A 20,062-nucleotide genomic window follows, 5' to 3' on the forward strand; every position below is an offset into this window, starting at 1 on the left:
TGCTCTCTTTTCTTTTGTTCTTTATTTTAAAAATTGTTGATTTTAAACAAAATATGGGCTTTAAAGGCTCATTTAATAAAAATTATTTACGTATGAAATCAGTTTTTTTCTTCTTGTTCATTACACTCAGTCTTTCTCTTTCGGCACAGCAAAATAATTTAAAATGGCTGGATCTTATGCTGGCCAATTACGACTATCCGTTTCCTGCCAAACATTTGAGCCTGCATGTTCAGCAGCAGGATTTAAAAATGGCCTACATGGATGTGACGCCCCAAAATCATAACGGGAAAAACGTTTTGCTGCTGCATGGAAAGAATTTCAATGGCGCCTACTGGGAAAGCACAGCCAAAGCATTAACTGAAAGGGGTTATCGTGTTATTATGCCTGATCAGATTGGTTTTGGTAAATCGTCGAAGCCGGCCTATTTTCATTACACTTTTCAGCTACTGGCCGAAAATACCATACAGTTGCTTGATTCGCTGGGAATTTCTAAAACGGCTGTTTTAGGTCATTCTATGGGTGGAATGCTTGCCACGCGTTTTGCCCTGATGTTCCCGGAAATCACGGAGAAACTGATTCTTGTAAGTCCAATTGGTTTGGAAGACTGGAAATTAAAAGTGCCCTATAAATCCGTTGACTGGTGGTACCAGCGCGAATTATCCAAAACGTATGATGACATAAAATCCTATCAAAAATCGAGTTATTACGACGGGAAATGGAAGCCTGAATACGACCGGTGGGTCAACCTGCTGGCCGGCTGGACGCTGAACTCAGGGTATGAAAGAATTGCGTGGAATGCTGCTCTCACGTACGATATGATTTTTACCCAGCCAGTGGTTTATGAATTTCAGGATATTGAGGCTCCAACGCTGTTAATCATCGGCACTCGTGACCGTACTGCACTGGGTAAACAACTGGTCAGCGAGGAGGTTCGTTTAACGATGGGACTTTATGATGAACTGGGGAAAGCAACTCATCAGAAAATACCGGATTCAAAATTAGTTGAACTGGACGGAATCGGACACCTGCCCCACATCGAGAGTTTTGAACGGTATATTCAGCCTTTATTGAATTTTTTAGACGAATAGATTGCACATGGTTTTAGGTCCCGGCCGACGGAACCAATTCAACGTCGGGCTGTTCACCTGCTGACTTTGGGTCAGATGGTGAATAGATTTGGTAACTACTGATTAACTGAAAAGGTGACGGAGTGTCACCAGCTCAACTCCAGAGATGGAATAAGGTGAATCAAAAAAGAGGAACCAAACGCAGTCCCTCTTTTTATTTCCACAGAAGGTGCACAATTAGTACAATCCTTCCACTGAAAGGTATCTTTCCCCGTGGTCGTATGAAAATGTCAGGATGCGCGAACCGGAGGGGAGTTCCTTAATTTTTTTGGCTACCGCTGCAAACGAGGCACCTGATGAAATTCCCACAAACAAACCTTCCAGTTTGGCTGCTTTCTGGGCATATTCAAAAGCCTCTTCCTGGGTAACCGGAACCGTTCCGTCCAGAAGATTTGTTTTCAGGTTATCAGGAATAAAACCGGCGCCAATACCCTGGATTTTGTGCGGACCGGGTTGGCCCCCAGCTATAACCGGACTGTCAGCCGGTTCAACGGCAAATACCTTCAATTTGGGGAATTCTTTTTTCAAAACCTCTGCAACACCGCTAATGTGTCCGCCTGTACCCACACCAGTAATCAGGTAATCCAAACCCTGCGGAAAATCTTCAAGAATTTCCATTGCCGTTTTGTCACGGTGTACTTCGATGTTGGCCGGGTTGGAAAATTGAAAAGGAATCCATGAATTATCAATTTCAGAGGAGAGTTCTTCTGCTTTGGATATGGAGCCCTTCATTCCCTTTTCTTTTGGCGTAAGCACCAGTTCGGCTCCCAATGCAATCAATACTTTCCGTCTTTCCAGACTCATAGATTCCGGCATGGTAAGAATCAACCTGTAGCCTTTTACTGCCGCAACCAATGCCAACCCAATTCCTGTATTTCCCGAAGTTGGCTCAATGATAACTGAACCCGGCTTCAGAATTCCCCGCTTTTCCGCGTCTTCAACCATTGAGAGGGCAATCCGGTCTTTAATACTCCCGCCCGGGTTGGCTTTTTCCATTTTTACCCATACTTCGTAATCAGAAGGATAAAGCCGGTTCACCCTGATGTGAGGCGTTTTGCCAATGGTTTCCAAAATGTTTTGTACTTTCATAATCTGTTAATTTTAAAATCGGTTAAATAAAAAAGCTTTCCTGGTTACCCGGGAAAGCTTTAATTATGGTTTTACAATTCTTTTCTTTACGAATAAAACATGCCTTCTCCGGGTTGAATAACCCAACAATAAACAGTTATATGGCATGGCATGTTTTTCATTTCGGGTGCAATGTAAAGAAATTTTGTTAAAACAGACAAAAATACCCGTTTAAATTATTGTGAAATTAACTCTTGTAAGTAAGCCATTTAATCAGTTCTTTCAGGCTCACTTTTTTGCCGTACATCAAAAGTCCGGTTTTGTAAATTTTTGCCGCTGCCCAAATGGCACCTATTGTAGCCAGAATTAATAATCCCATGGAAAGAAGAAGTTCCCAGGTGGGAACACCGTAAGGTACCCGGGCCAGCATAGCAACCGGCGACGTAAACGGAATAATTGAACCCCAAAATGCAACCGGGCCTTCAGGATTCCGCGAAATGGGGAACAACAGCATAATGGAAAGAATGAGCGGGAAGGTGATGGGAAAAACCATTTGCTGGGAATCTTCGTCGTTATCAACTGCAGCACCCACCGCCCCAAGCAGCGAACTGTACATGAGGTAACCGGCCAAAAAGTAAAAAACAAAAGCAAACAGGATGAGCGGAATGTTCAGGTTCCCGATAAGTTCCAATGCTTCGGTTATCTCGTTTTGACCGGCCATTTGCTGCATATTGCTGCCCATTCCCTGACGGCTTTCCATAAGGCTTTGACCCATTTGCTGTGCCGATTCGGGCGTGAAGAAACTTTGGACAACCACTAAACCAACAAGGCCTAACAACACCCAAATGGCCACTTGTGTAAGCCCGACCAGCGCAGTGCCAATTATTTTTCCCGACATCAGTTGGAAAGGTTTTACCGATGAAATAATAACTTCAACAATCCGGTTTTTCTTTTCTTCCATAACACTGCGCATAACCATGGCCCCATACATAAAAACAAAAAAGTAGATAATGAAACCCATGGCATAACTTGCAATAAAAGCTACTCCTGAGGAACTTTTTTTAGCCTCGCCGGTCTCCGTAATTTTTAGTGTATTCAATTTAATTGAAGTACGTGTAGCTGCAAGACGCTCTTCTAAATCTTCAATACCAATATCTTCAATAACTTTTTGTCGTTTTGAATTTTCGATAAACCGACTGAGTTTTCTTGAAATCTGCTCAGACAACTCAATCGGAACCTGCTTTTCAGAGATAAGCTGAGCCGAATTATTTGAATAAATGTTTTCGGGAATATAAAGCAGTGCATAAAACTCCGAATTTTTTATGTCTGATTTCAGCCGGTCATATTCCGTTTTTGGAATAAAATGATACCTGGTGTAACCTTCCTGTTCCAGTTCTCCCAGAAACAAAGTAGATTCATCATAAACGGCAATGGTACGTTCCTGTTTGTCGTCGTGAACCGAAAGCGCAATAATCAGCGCAAACATCCCTGCAAATAATATGGGGACCAAAAGGGTCAGAATAATAAAAGATTTTTTCTTTACCCGTTTTAAATATTCCTGCTGAAGTATAAGTATTGTTTTATTCATTTTTTACTTGTTTAATTGATTGGATTCGTTCACTGCTTTTATAAACACGTCGTTCATACTCGGAATAATCTCTTCGAATGAAAGAATTTCTGCCGCCGGCATAATGGCCTGAAGCAGGTCGTTGTTTGAATCTCCGTTCAGGTATTGCACCTGCAAGTGGTTTTCTTTTTCCGATTCAGCATGTTCCAGAATTTTAAAACGCCGCCCTAATGCTTTGTCAACCTGTTCAAAATTGCCTTTATATTTTATTTCGAAAATGTTCGATTTGTATTTTTCCCGAATTTCGTTGGTTGGGCCGTCAACAATTTTAACCGATTTGTTAATGAGCGCAATATGGTCGCATAATTCTTCTACCGAACCCATGTTGTGTGTGGAGAAAATAATGGTTGCCCCATCGTTTCTAAGCTGAAGAATTTCGCGTTTAAGCAGGTTGGCATTTATGGGATCGAACCCACTGAATGGTTCATCAAAAATCAGCAGTTTCGGTTTATGCACCACAGTGGTAACAAACTGAACTTTCTGCTGCATTCCTTTCGAAAGTTCTTCCACTTTTTTATTCCACCAGTCCACCATTTCAAACCGCACGAACCAGTGCTTCAGGTTTTTTATGGCGTCTTTTTTGCTCATCCCTTTAAGTTGCGCCAGGTAAATGGCCTGTTCGCCCACTTTCATTTTTTTATACAAACCGCGTTCTTCCGGCAGATAACCAATTAATGCCACATCCGACTGCCGCATTTTTCTGCCATCCAAAAACAGTTCACCGTCATCGGGAGCTGTAATTTGATTTATTATCCGGATTAATGTGGTTTTTCCCGCACCATTGGGTCCAAGCAATCCAAATATGCTCTGCTCTTTTACAGAAATACTTACATCAGACAATGCCCGGGTGGTTGAAAAAACCTTGTTTACACGTTTTGCAGTGAAAAATTCCATCATAAAATTTTTTTCATGGGTATAAATTAGCTTGCGCAAATTACAGGTTTATTCTTTATTTTACAGTAAAAACAAGTCGGTTTATCGAAATTATTTTGACTGAACCTTCATCATTTTTAATATTGCAAACCCAAAAACCAATTGTTATGAATAGAAAATATATACAAGCGCTTCTCATTTTTGTTTTGCTTCAAACCAATTCTTTTTCACAGGAATCTGGTGCCCTGCTGCAAACAATCAGGGGTAAAGTGGTGGACCAGCAAACACAAATGCCGCTTCCCGGCGCAAATGTTATCCTGTTGAATTCTGATCCGTTGAAAGCCACAGCAACCAATGTGGATGGAGAATTCCGGTTGCAAAATGTGCCGGTGGGAAGACATGGAATAATGGTGAGTTTTATCGGATACCACAACGGGTTGGTTAACAACCTGGTGCTAAATTCAGCCCGCGAAACCGTACTTTATATTGAATTGGAAGAAAAAGTTGAAACCACAGAAGAGGTTTTAGTAGTTGGGAACTACCGAAAAGATATGGCCTTAAACCAGATGGCAAGTGTAAGTGCACGGGCGTTTACCGTAGAAGAAGCTTCGCGTTACGCCGGAACCCGTGAAGATGTGGCACGCATGGCCATGAATTTTGCAGGCGTTTCGGGCGCCAACGATTCCCGGAATGACATAATTGTGCGCGGAAATACACCCAGTGGAGTTTTGTGGCAGTTGGAGGATGTTGAAATTCCCAATCCCAATCATTTTGCCGCTTCAGGAACAACCGGTGGGCCAGTGGGGATGCTGAACAACAATACTTTGCGAAATTCCGATTTTTTTACCGGGGCATTCCCTGCCGAGTACGGCAATGTTTTTTCGGGTGTTTTCGATCTGAACATGCGCGAGGGGAATAACGAAAAATACGAATTCCTCGGTCAGGTGGGGTTTAACGGTTTTGAACTGGGTGCCGAAGGGCCTTTCAAAAAAGGAAGCAAAAGTTCGTTTCTGGCCAATTACCGCTATTCTACGCTCCAGGTATTCGATTTGCTGGGAATTAGTTTCGGAACATCCGGCATTCCGAAATACCAGGATTTGAGTTTTAAAATGAATTTTCCGTTTAAAAATGGAAAAATAAGCTGGTTTGGCCTGGCAGGCGTTAGTTCCATTTCCATGCTCGACAGCGAGGATAATACAGCCGATTTATATACCAGTGAAGGAATGGATCTGGAAAACGGATCGGAAGCTTTAGCCTCGGGGATTAATCTGGCTTTGTTTCATAATGAAAATACATACAGCAAGTTCATTCTTTCTTATGTGAACCAGAACGGATTCACAAACATGGATCAGTTTGACCCGGGTGAATCCCCTGAACCTTTTTACCGGGAAGATAATAGTGAAGAGCGTTTGACTTTTAAATATATTTTCAATACAAAATTCAACCGGAAACTTTCCAGCCGTTCAGGATTTACAGTTGACCGTTATGCCTACCAGCTTTATTCCAGAATTTGGGATGAAGATGAAACGATGTGGGAATATTTGCTCAACAATAAAAAAAGCATTGCAGAAGGTCCCAATCTTTTCCGCACATATTCCCAGTTTGTGTATAAATTTTCCGACAAGTTTGAAATAAAGCCTGGTATTCATTTTATTTACTTTGGACTGAATGAAAGATTTTCTGCCGAACCACGCTTGGGCGCAAGCTGGAAATCCGGTGCAAACACCAGCCTGAATTTTGGTTATGGAAAACATTCCAAATTACAATCCATGGCCACCTATTTTATCGAATCGGTAAATAGTTCAGGCGAAACTGAAATTACCAACAAAAACCTCGATTTTACCAAAGCGCACCATTGGGTACTTGGTTTTGATGCGCTTCTTTCTGACCACCTCAGGTTAAAAACAGAAACCTATTACCAATACCTTTATGATGTTCCGGTGGAGAAAAAATCATCCACTTTCAGTTTGGTCAATTCAGGGGCAGGGTGGGGTTTAAATACCCGGAATAACATGAAAAATGAGGGGGAAGCCTGGAATTACGGTGTTGAATTTACCCTGGAAAAATTTTACCATAAGAATTACTATTTCCTGACAACCCTTTCTTTGTTCGATTCGAAATACACCGGCAGCGACGGCATAAAACGGAATACTGCATTTAACGGGAATTTTGTTGTTAACACGTTGGCCGGCAGAGAGTTTGTGCTAAGTTCAAAATCGACCCTGGTTTTTGATGGCCGCGTTACCTGGGCAGGCGGAAACCGTTATACACCAATAGATATAGAAGCATCGCGGAATACCAGTGAAGCATTTGGCACGGAGTATTTTTATGATTTGGCTTATTCGGAACAATTTGCCAACTATTTTAAAGCCGATATTAAAATAGGTTTCCGGCTTGATGGAAAAAAGGTATCTCAGCTTTGGGAGTTTTATGTGGAAAACGTTACCAACCACAATAACCCGCTAAATCAAACCTATAGCAAAAGTAAAGATGCTATTGAAACGGTTTATCAGTTGGGCTTTTTCCCGTTGTTTAATTACCGGATTTATTTTTAGCGTTTAAAATAACCATTGATAATGCTGAATAGTTTTATTGAGCATGATGTGATGCAATTTTGAAAAATATAAGAACAAAAAGTCAAAGGAAAAAATGAACTTTTATGCCCCGAAGTGAAATGCATGTTGTTTTTAATAAAAGAATGCCATAAATTGCATAGATGATAATCTTTAGCAGTTAATTATTAAATTCCAGTTTTTGAATAATATTTTTTATGAAAGAATATTTAGGAGGACAAACAGCACTTCAGGGTTATAAAGTTCAAAGTTTAAGGAGTGAAAATGAGAGAATTGAGGCTAAGAGGGAAGATCTTAGAAACCAGGTAATTGGTTGTGTTATATTTTCAATAATTCCCCTCACATTTGTTTCACTGCACCATTTGAATGTTTTACGAATGCCTGTTTGGCTGCTTGCAATTTTATGGATTATTGTACTATTCTTAATCTTTTTTGGCTTATATGTTCATTTTGAGTCGATATCAAATAAAAAGAAAATTCAGCAAAACGATAGTAAAATTGACCTTCTGCTGGGTTTCTCCGAATCTGAAGAACCGGTTGATTACATCAACAAGTTGATTGAATTAAATGTAACACGCCTTGAGGAATATTATGACGAGGTAAAACGCCATTCATTCCTGAGTTTTAGTTTTTCATTAATTGTAGGTATTGTTGGGTTTTTATTGATATTAACAGGAATTCTGCTGGGTTATTTTGGGCACGGCGATAAAATGAATATTGCATACCTGAGCGGTATTTCAGGTATCATTACAGAATTCATATCAGGTGTGTTTTTCTATTTGTACAACCGCACTGTAAAACAATTAAAAACTTACCACAACGACCTGATTGATCTGCAAAATACACTTCTGTCATTCAAACTGGTGGAACAGGTAAAAGAAGGTCCTGAGAAAGTACAATTAATGAGCAATTTAATAGATTATCTCATTGGCAAAAAAGTACCGGAAGATAAGATTTCATAGGTTGTTGCAAAAGAGAAGCATTAATCGTTTAATTTGACCATGATCCCTAAATTCTACTCTGTATTTTGAGATTGCAGGTGACGAATGTAATTCACCAACTGCCAGGTATCGTCCACCGAAAGCTGTGGCCCGTGGGCGCCCATCACGCCAAAACCTACGCGAATGTTGTGAAAAAGTTGGCCATCGGTTTTTTGCATGGCGCGTTCGGCCGTGTAACTGGCAGGCGGGATAGGATATTTTCCGGTTGTAAAAAGATGCCCTTGTCCGTCGCCTTTTTCACCATGGCAAACAATACAGTATTGTTCGTACCTGAGTTTGGCATGATTTAAATTAAACTCGCCGGCCAGCGGGTTTTCGAGTGAAGCAGCTTTCAATTCATCTTCTGGAGTTTTTACAAAACCAAAAGCGTGTTCGTGAATGGCCACTGTTCCTTCCACCGGGCCTGTCATGGTTTTCCCTTCCGGGAGATTGGGATTTTCGCTCCAGGTTTCATAAGCTTGCGAATGTTCCATGTCGTTAAAATAACTCCAGCCGGGTTCGTTCCGGTTATGGTCGCAGGATGCAAGCAGCACAACTGCCGAAAAAAAGCCAATCCAATGTTTTAATTTAAATATTTTCATAGTCTGAACTTTCAATAAAATAAGGATGATTTTCGGGTACAGGTTTCGCTTTTTCAAAAAAGATAAAAAACAAGGCCAAAAAAGCTGCGAGGTAGAAAAAAGGCAATCCTATTTCCAGCAAACCGATAGATGCATTTTCGTGGCCAACAGCTCCGGGCATAATGGCAAGATATAAATCGAGGTAATGCCCCATTAATATGATAACAGAAATAATTGCCAGGTACAAGGGCTGACGTTTGGCACCGCGAGTCATTAATGCCAGAAAAGGTATCAGAAAATTTACAATAATATTAAGATAGAACAACGATTTAAAGTGATTGAGACGTTCCACAAAATACACGGTTTCTTCAGGTATGTTGCTGTACCATATTAACAGGTACTGGCTAATCCATAAATAAGCCCAAAAAATGCTGAACCCAAAAAGGTATTTTCCCAGGTCGTGCAAATGTTCACTGTTCACATTGGGCAGAATTCCAAAATGCCGGAAAGCAATGGTAATGAGTATAATTACGGCAATAGCTGAAACAAACATTCCGGAGAAAATGTACCAGCCGTAAAGCGTGCTAAACCAGTGTGCGTCGATAGACATGAGCCAGTCCCAGGCAGACATGGAACTGGTTATAGCAAATAGAACCATAAACCAACCTGAAGTAGCACGCAGCCGGGCAAGATATTTTTCATGCGGTTCATAATCATTTTTAACCGACATTTTGCGCAGGTAAATGGCAAAAAAGCTCCACAATCCAAAATAAACAGCAAACCGAATCAGCCAGAAAGGCAGATTCAGATATGCCACTTTTTTCTGTAAAATTTTGTCAAGGTGTTCATTGTGTGTCCATTCAAACAGGTCTTTTAGCCCCGGAAAAGCAAAAATAAAAAGAATTACGGCAAACGGAATGGTTAAACCCATCGATTCCATTACGCGTTGAATATTGATTTGCCAGGTGGACTCGCCTAACGTATTTACCGTCCAAAAGAAAAGTGCTCCCAACCCAAGAAATAAAAACATGAGCGCATTCATCCACAAGTTGGCCCAAATACGTTCTGATGGCAATTGTTGTACAAAAACGGCTATAAGCAGGGCGAGCAAACCAACTCCCGCGGCAACTCCAAGATACGTTTTTAGTTTTTTCCCAAATTTAAATGGAACCGGTTCCGGTATATGTTGTTTTTCCATCATTTTTTTTCATTTACTTGTTTTACATCGAGTGCACCTGTTGCTGCCAGTGCTTCTGCAAGTTCAACTTCTGCAAGATTATTGTTTTTTGCTGATAGAATAATCTGAAAATGGTCGTTGGTAACCTCTTCATCCAAAATATCCGGTATTTTCCCGGGCCCTAAATTCGATCGCAAAAGAAAAGCAATTCCCATGGCAAAAGCGGCAAAAAGAACGGTTAGTTCAAAGGTCACAGGAACAAAGGAGGGTAAAGATAAATGCGGCTTTCCACCAAAATTGAGTGGCCAGCCTTTGGTGAAAACCCAAACCTGGAAAAGTAATCCCAGTGAACCTCCTATTACCCCGGCTATAAAAGCAACTTTTGGTAAATGTGACCGGGGAAATTTTAAAACGGCATCCAAACCGTGAACCGGGAAAGGTGTCCGCACATCAGCAATTTGTATGCCTTTGCTTTGGAGCTCTTTAACTGCTTCGAGCAAGTCGAGCTCATCGGTAAAGTGTCCGTAAACAATTGCTCCCATAATCAATGTTTTTCTGAAGGTTGATTTTTTACTGATTTTCCAATAAACTTCCGTGCCGACGAACGGGCAACCGATTTAACCTCGGCAATGGCAATAACCGGAAATACCCTGATAAAAAGAAAGAAAAGGGTAAAAAAGAGTCCGAAGGAACCAAGGTAAATGGCTACCTCAACCCAGGTGGGTTTATACATGGACCAGCTTGACGGCAGGTAGTCGCGATGCAGCGAAGTAACAACAATTACAAAGCGTTCAAACCACATTCCTATGTTTATAAATATCGACAAAACAAAGGTGAATGCCAGGTTTCGGCGCAGTTTTTTAATCCAGAGCAATTGTGGTGAAATTACGTTACAGGTCATCATAATCCAGTAAGCCCAGGCATACGGACCAAGCGCCCTGTTCATAAATGCGTAACGTTCGTATTCCACTCCGCTGTACCAGGCCATAAATAACTCTGTAATATAGGCTATTCCAACTATTGAACCGGTGGCAATAATTACTTTGTTCATCGATTCCACGTGGCCAACTGTTATGTATTCCTGCAGGTTAAGTGCTTTTCGGGTAACAATCATCAGGGTAAGTACCATCGCAAAACCCGAAAATACCGCACCCGACACAAAGTAAGGCGGAAAAATGGTGGTGTGCCAACCCGGTATTACCGATGTAGCAAAGTCGAAACTAACAATGGTGTGTACCGAAAGAACAAGTGGTGCAGCCAACCCGGCAAGAATCAAACTCATGGACTCGTGCCGATGCCAGTGGCGCGCCGAACCTTTCCAGCCAAAACTTAAGAAGTTATATACTTTTTTCTTCCACAATGTTTTCATACGGTCGCGGATGGTTCCCAGATCGGGGATGAGTCCAAAATACCAGAAAAGCAGTGAAACCAACAGGTACGTTGAGATGGCGAAAACATCCCACAAAAGCGGAGAATTAAAATTTACCCACAACTCACGTGAGTTGGGATACGGTAAAATAAAGAATGCCAAAGGCAATCGTCCCATATGGATAAGCGGGAAAATTCCGGCACATGCTACTGCAAAAATAGTCATTGCCTCGGCAGCACGGTTGATACTGGTCCGCCATTTCTGCCTGAAAAGAAGCAGAATGGCAGAAATAAATGTACCTGCATGGCCGATACCAATCCACCACACCAGGTTGGTAATTGACCATCCCCATCCAATGGTGCGGTTTACACCCCAGGTACCAATTCCGAACCAAACGGTATAAAACATCATTGCAAAACCAATAAGCATAGCTATAAATGAAACCCCAAAGCCCAGATACCAATATTTTCCTGGCTTGGCTTTGATAGGCGCCATTACATCACTGGTGATATCTTTATAGCTTTTTTCTCCGTTAATTAGCGGCTCTCTTGCCGGTGAAACATGCATCATATTTGGTCAGTTTTAGCTTTTATTTCTGATTTTTGTCAAATATCCAACACTTGGAAGCGTATGCAATTCTTCAAGCAAATGATAATTTCTCGGGTCTTTCATCATTTTTGAAACCTTACTGTTGGGATCGTTCAGGTCGCCAAAAACAATGGCATCGGCCGGGCATGCCTGCTGGCAGGCTGGTTGCAGCTCGCCATCCTGTAGTTGCCGTCCTTCATTTTTAGCGGTAAGTTTTTTCTCCTGAATACGTTGAACACAGAAAGAGCATTTTTCAATAACCCCTTTTGCACGAACTGTAACATCCGGGTTATGACGCATCCGGGTAAGGTCAAGGGTTAAATTGGCGGGATCGTACCGGTTGTTCGGAATGGAATCAGCACCGGTGTAGTCCAGCCAGTTAAAACGGCGCACTTTATACGGGCAGTTATTATTGCAATAGCGAGTTCCGATACAGCGGTTGTAAGCCATTTGGTTCAGCCCTTCGCTGGAATGGTTTGTGGCAGCCACCGGGCAAACATTTTCGCAGGGTGCGTTGTCGCAATGCTGGCACATTACAGGCTGTCTAACCACTTCCGGGTTTTCTTCATCGCCGTTGTAGTAGCGATCGATGCGAATCCAATGCATCTCATGATGACGCGCAACTTCTTTTTTACCCACTACCGGAATGTTATTTTCAGTATTACATGCCAGCACACAAGCGCTGCAACCAATGCATTTACTCAGGTCAATGGCCATACCCCATTTGTGCCCTTTGTATTCATACTTATTGTATAAAGTAGTATGATGGTGTTTAATTTCTTCATGCAATTCATTTCCGGCAGCCGGGTTTTCTTTCCACTTGCCCAAAGTGGATTCCCGCACAATCGGGCGGCCTTCCATTGATTGATGTCCCTGAACCAAAGCCATCTCTTCGTGGCCACCGGTTTTGGTCAAATTAAACCCGGAGGCGGAAAATTGTCTGAAACCATTTTCAACTTTTGCCAGTGGGTAGGCGTTTACGCCAGTAATTAATTCTTCGGGAATGCCTTTAATACGGCCGTAACCTATTGCAATGCTTATGGTTTTGTCTGCCTGGCCCGGCTGAACAAATGCCGGAATGGTGAGGTTCCCCAACTGAACAATATCGCCGTTTTGGATTCCCATTTGCCGTGCAACCGAGGGCGCAACCGAAGCATAATTATCCCAGGCAATTCGGGTAACCGGGTCGGGAACTTCCTGCAACCAGGGATTTAGCGGGCCATGTCCAGTGCCAATGTTGATGTTTTCAAACAATTCCACAGTAAAACCTTCTACCGGCTTTTCTCTGTCTATGCTTTGAATCGATTTTTCAATTTCATTTTGATTGAAGACAACTGTAACCGGTGATGATTCCATCACGAGTTCCCCTTTTTTGAGGGTTTCCACCCAAAAACGATCAGGATCGTTTTGTTCGCTTTGCTGTGGAAAATAGTCGGTGGTCCAGTTGTTTTTGATGGTGTCGCGCCAACTGGTTTCATCACCAAGCCATGCCAATAAAGATTCCTGCGCCTGGCGTGCATCGAAAAGTTTATAAAGTGTGGGTTGTAAAACCGAAACAATTCCGTTTTTGTATTCAGCATCGTCCCAACATTCCAGATATCCGGGTGAAGGCAAAACGAATTGACACAACTCAGTTGTTTCATCGGGCAAAGCGCTTATAGCAACCGACAATGAAGCTTTTTCAATAGCTGCTTTAATTTTTTCTGATTCAGGATGATTGTAAACCGGGTTCACGTCCCAGACAATCACTGCTCCCGGATTTGAATTCAACAGCGTTTCCAGGCTTTTTTCCGAACCCTGAAAATGATTGTATGTTCGTTCAAACAAAATGGTGCTGCCAATGTTTCCAAGCAACTGGTTTATGTTGTTTGCAATAATCTGGTAGTCTGGGTTATTATCTCCGCAAACTACAAGCGATTTGCCTTCACTTGCGGCAAGATCTGCCAGAACTTTATCAAGCTTTTGGATAACATCTTGAGGAGGTGTTGACGCCTCAATGGTTCTCGCTCCTTTTTTGGCTGCCAGATGGTTGTAAATGTAGGCCAGAATGCGGCCATAATCTGCTCGTTCAGCCCGGATGCGCATGTCAGCATTGGAGCCGGTAAGCGACATACCTGCTTCAATATGGTAATGCTTGTTCAGGTTACCATCTCCGTTAAATAAATCGCGTCGTTTGGAATATTGGCCCGAAAATTCAACCGGAGAAAGCCAGGTTCCCAGAAAATCGCAGCCAACCGAAACAATACAATCGGCTTTTTCAAAATGATATTCAGGAATTGCATTGGTGCCAAAAACGCGGTTGTTGGCTTCGCGGTAACCGTCCATAGGAATGGCGTCGTATTGGTGCCACTCAGCATTAAATGTTTGAGTAAATTCACCAATTAGTTTTTTGGTTGAAGGGCTTATAATGGTTGGCGTAAGCAATAAAACAGGTTTTCCTGAATCGGCCAGTTGCCGCAGTTGGGAAACAATTTCACCGTCGGCAGTTTCCCAATCAGTGGCTTCGCCGTTTTTTTGCGGGTGTTGATACCGGTTTACGTTGTAAACATCGAGCACCGAGGCTTGAACACGGCCGCTTGTTCCGTTGGGGGTAATCACCGATTTGGGGTTGGGTTCCAGTTTAATGGGCCGGTTGTCGCGTACTTTTACCAGAACATTGCAAAACTCATTCTGATTGAAATACGAAGACGCATAGTATGCAGCTTTTCCCGGTGTAATTTCTTCGGGTTTAATAAAATAAGGAATTGCTTTTTCAGCAGGTCGTTTACACGATGCAATCAATGCGGCTGAGGCTGTTCCCAGGCCGAGTACTTTCAGGAAATTTCTTCGCGATGTTGGACTAACCACCTCCTCGCGGCCTTTTGGGTTTCGTACATCTTTTATTGGCTCAAATTCTTCCAGAATATGCCAGTATTTGTTCTCTTCACTCATCAGTTTATATTTTGAACCGTGACAGAATTAACTCATTAATAATTAGTAGTGACATTTTGCACAGTCGTTGGCACCAATATCGGCGGCAGTGATGGAATCTTTTTTACCGCTTGCCAGTTCTTTATGCAATGCTTCAAATGTTTTATAATAGTCGTTGTCAACAAAATCTACCTGCGTTTCCCGGTGACACTCCAGACACCAACTCATGGAAAGGTCGTTTACCTGATGAACCACATGCATTTCTTCCACGGCACCGTGGCATTGCGCACAATCGAGTTTTCCGGCACCCACGTGTTGGGCATGGGAAAAGAAAACGTGGTCAGGAAGTTGGTGAATGCGTACCCATTCCACAGAACGCCCCTCTTCGTGTGCCTGTACTAATTTATCTATTTCGAACCGTCCAGAATGTGTTCCTTCGCGCACCACAATGTGACAGTTCATGCATAATTCAGTGGAAGGAATATTGGCAGTTTTCGATTCAGTTGCTGTGTGGTGACAATACATGCAGTCAATTTGGTTGTCGGTGGCATGTACCTTGTGCGAAAATTTTATAGGCTGGTCGGGTTGGTACCCCTGACTTCTGCCAAGTTTAACAGCTTCTTCATAAATCATAGAAAGCTGATAACCAAATGCGCCAATAAAAATGAGGGCAGGAATAAATTTGTATTTAACTTTTTTAAAGAAAATTAAATCGAGCAGCGCCCACGTAATTAATATTCCCAATAAAAGGAACAATAACAAACGGTTAACGCTTGGTTTTTGCATGCCTGGCCCTGTAACTGCCAAATGGTCGAGGTAAACTTTTATGGTTTGCAAATCTTCATTGCTAATGTCGAAATTAACATGTGCAGCCGACATTACATTTCCGGATGGTTCCATGACCACCTGGCGGAAAGATGCGGTGTCTCTTCCTGCATATTTTAAAGCAATATCCATTGCCGATGGATTCCAGTTTAACGTATCCGGAGCATTGAGGTAATGGCACGAAACACATGATTCATGGTTTCGTTCAAATGGCAAAAGCCCCATAAAAAAACGTTTCCCCCGGTTAATGTCTTCTTTGGAATAACCCGAAGTAACAACCGTTTCTGTTGATTCTGCAAATGTTAACAAGGGATGTAAAAAAAAGAAAGAAAAAACAAAAATGAAAATAGTAAACCGGACTAAAAATTTGCATCCGTCAACCTCGAAATATTTCTTCATTCTGATCAGTTTAGTATGATAACAAATAAGCTTGTTTTTTTCAATATAAGACCTAACAAAATTCAACTTTAAAGGTTCCTAATATACAGAAAAAATTTTTGCTTTTTAATTTTTTTCCTGTTGTTCCAGATTTTCTGTAAGCTTTCGTACCAGCTTCATATTTACAAAAAACTCTTTGGCAATTACACGAACTATTGTATAAGTAGGAATAGCCAGAAACATACCTAATATGCCAGCTAAACTTCCGGCTGCAATTATAACTAAAAAAATTTCAAGCGGGTGCGCTTTTACACTGCTCGAATAAATAAGCGGCTGAAACAACACATTATCAATAATTTGAACCGAAATAAAAACAATTGTCATTAATCCGAGAAGTGGAAGGGTATGGCTCATAAAATCGGCATTAATGTTTAAGGCAGCTCCAATAAGCAGGCCTAAAACGGCTCCCATCCATGGGCCCAGGTAGGGAATTACATTAAATAATCCGCAAAAAAAACCGATGATAACAGCATGGTTAAAATTGAGTCCGACCAGCGTTAGCCCAACAGTATCGAGCAGCATCACCATAAAAACTTCAAGAATAATTCCAACAAAATAGCGTCTCAGCAGGTAAGAAATAGAGTCGAGGATGTGTGAAACTTTTGCTTCCATTTCGGTAGGGACTATTAATAAAATGCCTTCGCGAACCATACTTTTTTCTTTTAAAAAGAAGAAAGTAATGAAGGAAACCGAAAAAAAACCGATGAAAAGTTCACCGATAGTTCCTGCCACAAAAGCAAATATATTTGGAAGTTGCGAAAAATTTATTTTGGCTGTAAGTTGTTCAACCAAAATATCGTAGAAGGTTTTGTCTTCCACCAAAAGTGGTTTATTCCCTGACAATTTCATCAATCGCGTCAAGGGTTCCTCAATAGAATTTAAAAATGCTTCGAGGTCAATTTCCGACAAGGTTTCCAACTCTTTAACCAGAAGCGGAATGATAAAACGAAAAAATGAAATGAATACAACCCAGATGGCAATAAGAGCAATAAAGGCTGCAATTCCGTTTGAGATTCTGAATTTCTTGTATTTAATGATGGAAAGCCACCTCACCAGAGGCCTGCCAATAAACGACAGAACCATAGAAATGATAATATAGGTAACAATTGCACTAAAGTACCAAAGCAGAAAAATCAGAAAAATTCCACCGGCAACAAGGAGCAAATTTCGGGCCCAGCCTTTTAGTTGTACCATTTCATCGGTTTTGAGCAAATATAAATTAAAACCCGGAATTTTTATACTTTTAAGCCCTTGCAAAAAATGATAAAAAATCGGCTAAATACGGTTTCTTCTTTTCAACTCTTCCAAATGGTGAGGTACGGCACATTAATCCTCACAGGAATTGTTTTGGCCAAATCAACACTTTCGCAATCGGCAATTGGCGAATATGAAACCTTTTTGTTTTTGGCCGGAGCTGTAAGCTTTTTTTGGCTGAACGGGCTTTTAAAAGCACTATTGCCGTTGTCTGCAGGAGAGAAGGAATCAAATGCGGCTTTGTTTAGTTCCTTTGTGTTGATTTCTGTTTTTAGCCTGTTGGTGGGAATATTAATTTACCTTTTGCATCCTTTTTTTTCCGGCTTTTTATTGAATGGCAAACAAATACCGGAGTTGAATTTGCTGGTATTTTACCTTGTAATTGGTGTTCCGGCAAACCTTGTGGAATATGTTTACCTGGTTAAAAAAAGGAATAAACTTCTGTTGATTTACGCGATAATCTCCTTTACCGTTCAGTTTCTTTTAGTGGTTTTGCCTGTTGTTTTTGGGCGTCCGGTGAGTTGGGCCATGCGCGGATTGGTGGCTTCGTCTGTTTTAAGGTACATCTGGCTTTGGGGAACATTTGTTTACTATTCTGAAATCCGGTTTTCCCTGCCGTTTGTAAAGAAGCACCTCAAACTTGGAATGCCTTTGGTAGCAGCCACTTTGTTGAGTGGTTCAGCCCAATTTATTGACGGATTTATTGTAACCTCACATTTCGACGAAAGCACTTTTGCCGTTTTTCGCTATGGAGCCCGCGAACTGCCGCTGGCCACACTTTTAGCCAATGCACTAAGCAGTGCGATGTTACCGGAATTCGGGCACAAAGAAAAACTGAAAGAGAACCTTGAAAAACTCAAACAGAGTGTTTCGCAACTTATGCACTTTATTTTTCCGTTAACTGCAGTTTTATTGCTGGTTTCCAAACCATTATTCCCGATAATATTCAATCCGGATTTTGCTGAAAGTGCCACCGTATTTAATATTTATCTGTTGCTTGTAATCAGCAGGTTGCTCATGCCGCAAACCATATTAAACGGTCTGAGGCAAGCCCGGCATATTATGGTCGCTTCTTTTTTTGAACTGGTTATTAACGTTGCTTTAAGTCTTGTGTTTGTGCAGTACTGGGGAATTGCCGGAATTGCTTTTGCTACGTTTATCGCCTATTTGTTTGAGAAAATTTACCTGACATTTGTGGTCAGGCGCAATCTGAATATCCGTTTGTCGGAATACCATCCCGTAAAGTATTATCTTTATTATTCGCTGGGATTAGTTGCAATCTTTATTTTTGCAGAAGGTGTTTTTCCATAAAAGGTTGCAAACTTTTCGCATATAAATATCAAATTTTATTGAATGAATTTTATACTTGATAATAAGGAAACGGAAAAAACTTTTCAGCAATTGCTGCGCCAGATTAAGTTGCGGAAGAATGGCGATGTTTCCAATTCATTGAAAAGGCAGGGAATAGCATATAAATTGAACTGGGGAGTTTCGGTGGTAGAATTGCGTGATCTTGCAAAAGAAATAAAGCCGGATCATCTGCTTTCACTCAAACTCTGGAACAAGCAGTGGCGCGAAACCATGATTCTGGCCACCTTGCTCGATGAACCGGAAAAAGTAACAGAAGAGCAGATGGATTTCTGGACTAAAAGTTTTGAAAATCGCGAAATAGCTGAGCAGGCATCGGCCAATCTTTGGGTGAAAACCAAATTTGCATTTGCCAAAGCCATTGAATGGAGCCGAGGCAAAAAACACCTGGTGCGTTTTACCGGAATTCACCTGATGGGACGTTTGGCACTAACCCAAAAAAATGCCATTGACGAAATGTTTGAACCGTTTTTTGAAGAACTGGCGGTTTTGGGGAAAGATCCACGATTGAATGCTGTAATTTACAGGACTCTGATTGTTCTGGGAAACCGGTCGAAATGGCTCAATGGCCAGGCGGTTGAACTGGCAAAAACCTTTCAAATGTGTGAACAGGAAGATACGGTGAAACTGGGCGAAACGCTTTTGGAAGAGTTGACTTCAAATTATATTCCATTTAAAAAATAACAGAAAATCCATGTTTAAAAAAATCATACAATACTTTTTGCAGGGAGTTTTACTGGTAGCGCCGGTGGTTATTGTCATGTACATTCTTTATTCCTTGTTTGTTTCGGTTGACGGCTGGCTGAATGACAAAATTTCACCGCTTATCGGATTTAATATTCCCGGCCTCGGAATTATAATTCTGTTTATTTCGCTTACATTTTTAGGGTTCCTTGGCCAAACTGCTTTAATAAAGCCATTGAAAAGAATTGCCGGAAAATTAATCAAACGGATTCCGTTGCTGAACCTACTCTATTCTTCCATTAACGACCTTTTTTCGGCTTTTGTGGGTAAGGAGAAAAAGTTTAACGTTCCGGTTAAGGTGCTTTTTAATGCAGAAAACAATCTTTGGAAACTGGGTTTTGTTACAAAAGAAACTATGAAAGTAATTGACAACGAGGAACTGGCAGCCGTTTATTTTCCGCATTCTTACAACTTTTCAGGCGAATTGTATTTGGTTCCCAAAAACCGGCTTCACTACCTGAAACTTTCACCGTCAGAAGTAATGAAGTTTATTGTTTCAGGAGGAGTCACCCGGTTTGAAAATATGGAACGTGTTGAGTTGGACAAAGAATTATAAATTT

General features: G+C 41.4%; 16 protein-coding genes. 6 read left to right on the forward strand and 10 right to left on the reverse strand.

Going from position 1 to position 20,062, the window contains the following annotated elements:
* Nucleotides 1-92: 92 nt before the first annotated feature.
* Entirely contained in the window at nt 93-1,088 is a 996-nt protein-coding gene (locus ACESMA_RS04520) for an alpha/beta fold hydrolase (protein WP_372947582.1), read from the forward strand.
* 216 nt (nt 1,089-1,304) lie between these two features.
* Here the strand turns inward: ACESMA_RS04520 and cysK are convergent, their stop codons facing one another.
* From cysK to ACESMA_RS04535, 3 genes are all read right to left on the reverse strand, one after another.
* Nucleotides 1,305-2,216 carry a cysteine synthase A gene (gene cysK, locus ACESMA_RS04525; RefSeq protein WP_372947583.1) on the reverse strand — a complete coding sequence of 304 codons (912 nt, stop codon included), beginning with the start codon at nt 2,214-2,216 and terminating at the stop codon, nt 1,305-1,307.
* Between the two features lie 226 nt (nt 2,217-2,442).
* Nucleotides 2,443-3,783 carry an ABC transporter permease gene (locus ACESMA_RS04530; protein WP_372947584.1) on the reverse strand — a complete coding sequence of 447 codons (1,341 nt, stop codon included), beginning with the start codon at nt 3,781-3,783 and terminating at the stop codon, nt 2,443-2,445.
* Nucleotides 3,784-3,786: 3 nt separating this feature from the next.
* Entirely contained in the window at nt 3,787-4,719 is a 933-nt protein-coding gene (locus ACESMA_RS04535; RefSeq protein WP_372947585.1) for an ABC transporter ATP-binding protein, read from the reverse strand.
* A gap of 143 nt (nt 4,720-4,862) precedes the next feature.
* On the opposite strand from ACESMA_RS04535, the gene ACESMA_RS04540 reads away from it, so the two are divergent.
* A complete protein-coding gene (locus ACESMA_RS04540) occupies nt 4,863-7,250 on the forward strand; it encodes a TonB-dependent receptor (protein ID WP_372947586.1) in 2,388 nt (795 codons plus the stop codon).
* A gap of 215 nt (nt 7,251-7,465) precedes the next feature.
* Nucleotides 7,466-8,230 (forward strand): TRADD-N-associated membrane domain-containing protein, encoded by a 765-nt coding sequence (locus tag ACESMA_RS04545; protein ID WP_372947587.1) that lies wholly within the window; start codon nt 7,466-7,468, stop codon nt 8,228-8,230.
* Between the two features lie 53 nt (nt 8,231-8,283).
* On the opposite strand, the gene ACESMA_RS04550 is transcribed toward ACESMA_RS04545, so the two are convergent.
* From ACESMA_RS04550 to ACESMA_RS04580, 7 genes are all read right to left on the reverse strand, one after another.
* A complete protein-coding gene (locus ACESMA_RS04550) occupies nt 8,284-8,850 on the reverse strand; it encodes a c-type cytochrome (RefSeq protein ID WP_372947588.1) in 567 nt (188 codons plus the stop codon).
* Complete coding sequence (locus tag ACESMA_RS04555; RefSeq protein WP_372947589.1) at nt 8,837-10,030, reverse strand: hypothetical protein; 1,194 nt, start codon at nt 10,028-10,030, stop codon at nt 8,837-8,839. The genes ACESMA_RS04550 and ACESMA_RS04555 overlap by 14 nt, the downstream gene beginning before the upstream one ends.
* On the reverse strand, nt 10,027-10,548 hold the full coding sequence (locus ACESMA_RS04560; protein ID WP_372947590.1) for a DUF3341 domain-containing protein: 522 nt from the start codon (nt 10,546-10,548) through the stop codon (nt 10,027-10,029). The genes ACESMA_RS04555 and ACESMA_RS04560 overlap by 4 nt, the downstream gene beginning before the upstream one ends.
* Before the next feature lie 2 nt (nt 10,549-10,550).
* On the reverse strand, nt 10,551-11,945 hold the full coding sequence (gene nrfD / locus ACESMA_RS04565) for an NrfD/PsrC family molybdoenzyme membrane anchor subunit (protein ID WP_372947591.1): 1,395 nt from the start codon (nt 11,943-11,945) through the stop codon (nt 10,551-10,553).
* A 12-nt stretch (nt 11,946-11,957) separates the two neighbouring features.
* A complete protein-coding gene (locus ACESMA_RS04570; RefSeq protein WP_372947592.1) occupies nt 11,958-14,894 on the reverse strand; it encodes a 4Fe-4S dicluster domain-containing protein in 2,937 nt (978 codons plus the stop codon).
* Between the two features lie 42 nt (nt 14,895-14,936).
* Nucleotides 14,937-16,097 carry a cytochrome c3 family protein gene (locus tag ACESMA_RS04575; protein WP_372947593.1) on the reverse strand — a complete coding sequence of 387 codons (1,161 nt, stop codon included), beginning with the start codon at nt 16,095-16,097 and terminating at the stop codon, nt 14,937-14,939.
* Between the two features lie 105 nt (nt 16,098-16,202).
* A complete protein-coding gene (locus tag ACESMA_RS04580; protein WP_372947594.1) occupies nt 16,203-17,330 on the reverse strand; it encodes an AI-2E family transporter in 1,128 nt (375 codons plus the stop codon).
* Between the two features lie 66 nt (nt 17,331-17,396).
* On the opposite strand from ACESMA_RS04580, the gene ACESMA_RS04585 reads away from it, so the two are divergent.
* Genes ACESMA_RS04585 through ACESMA_RS04595 form a run of 3 tightly spaced genes read left to right on the forward strand, consistent with a single transcriptional unit; the run spans nt 17,397 to nt 20,058 of the window.
* Nucleotides 17,397-18,701, forward strand: coding sequence for an oligosaccharide flippase family protein (locus ACESMA_RS04585; RefSeq protein WP_372947595.1), 1,305 nt, complete (start codon nt 17,397-17,399; stop codon nt 18,699-18,701).
* A gap of 42 nt (nt 18,702-18,743) precedes the next feature.
* Nucleotides 18,744-19,442, forward strand: coding sequence for a hypothetical protein (locus tag ACESMA_RS04590; RefSeq protein WP_372947596.1), 699 nt, complete (start codon nt 18,744-18,746; stop codon nt 19,440-19,442).
* Between the two features lie 10 nt (nt 19,443-19,452).
* Nucleotides 19,453-20,058: a DUF502 domain-containing protein gene (locus tag ACESMA_RS04595; protein ID WP_372947597.1), complete on the forward strand. Its 606-nt coding sequence runs from the start codon at nt 19,453-19,455 to the stop codon at nt 20,056-20,058.
* The last annotated feature ends 4 nt before the right edge of the window (nt 20,059-20,062 follow it).

This window comes from Mariniphaga sp., from assembly GCF_041687215.1.
Classification (GTDB): Bacteria; Bacteroidota; Bacteroidia; order Bacteroidales; family Prolixibacteraceae; genus Mariniphaga.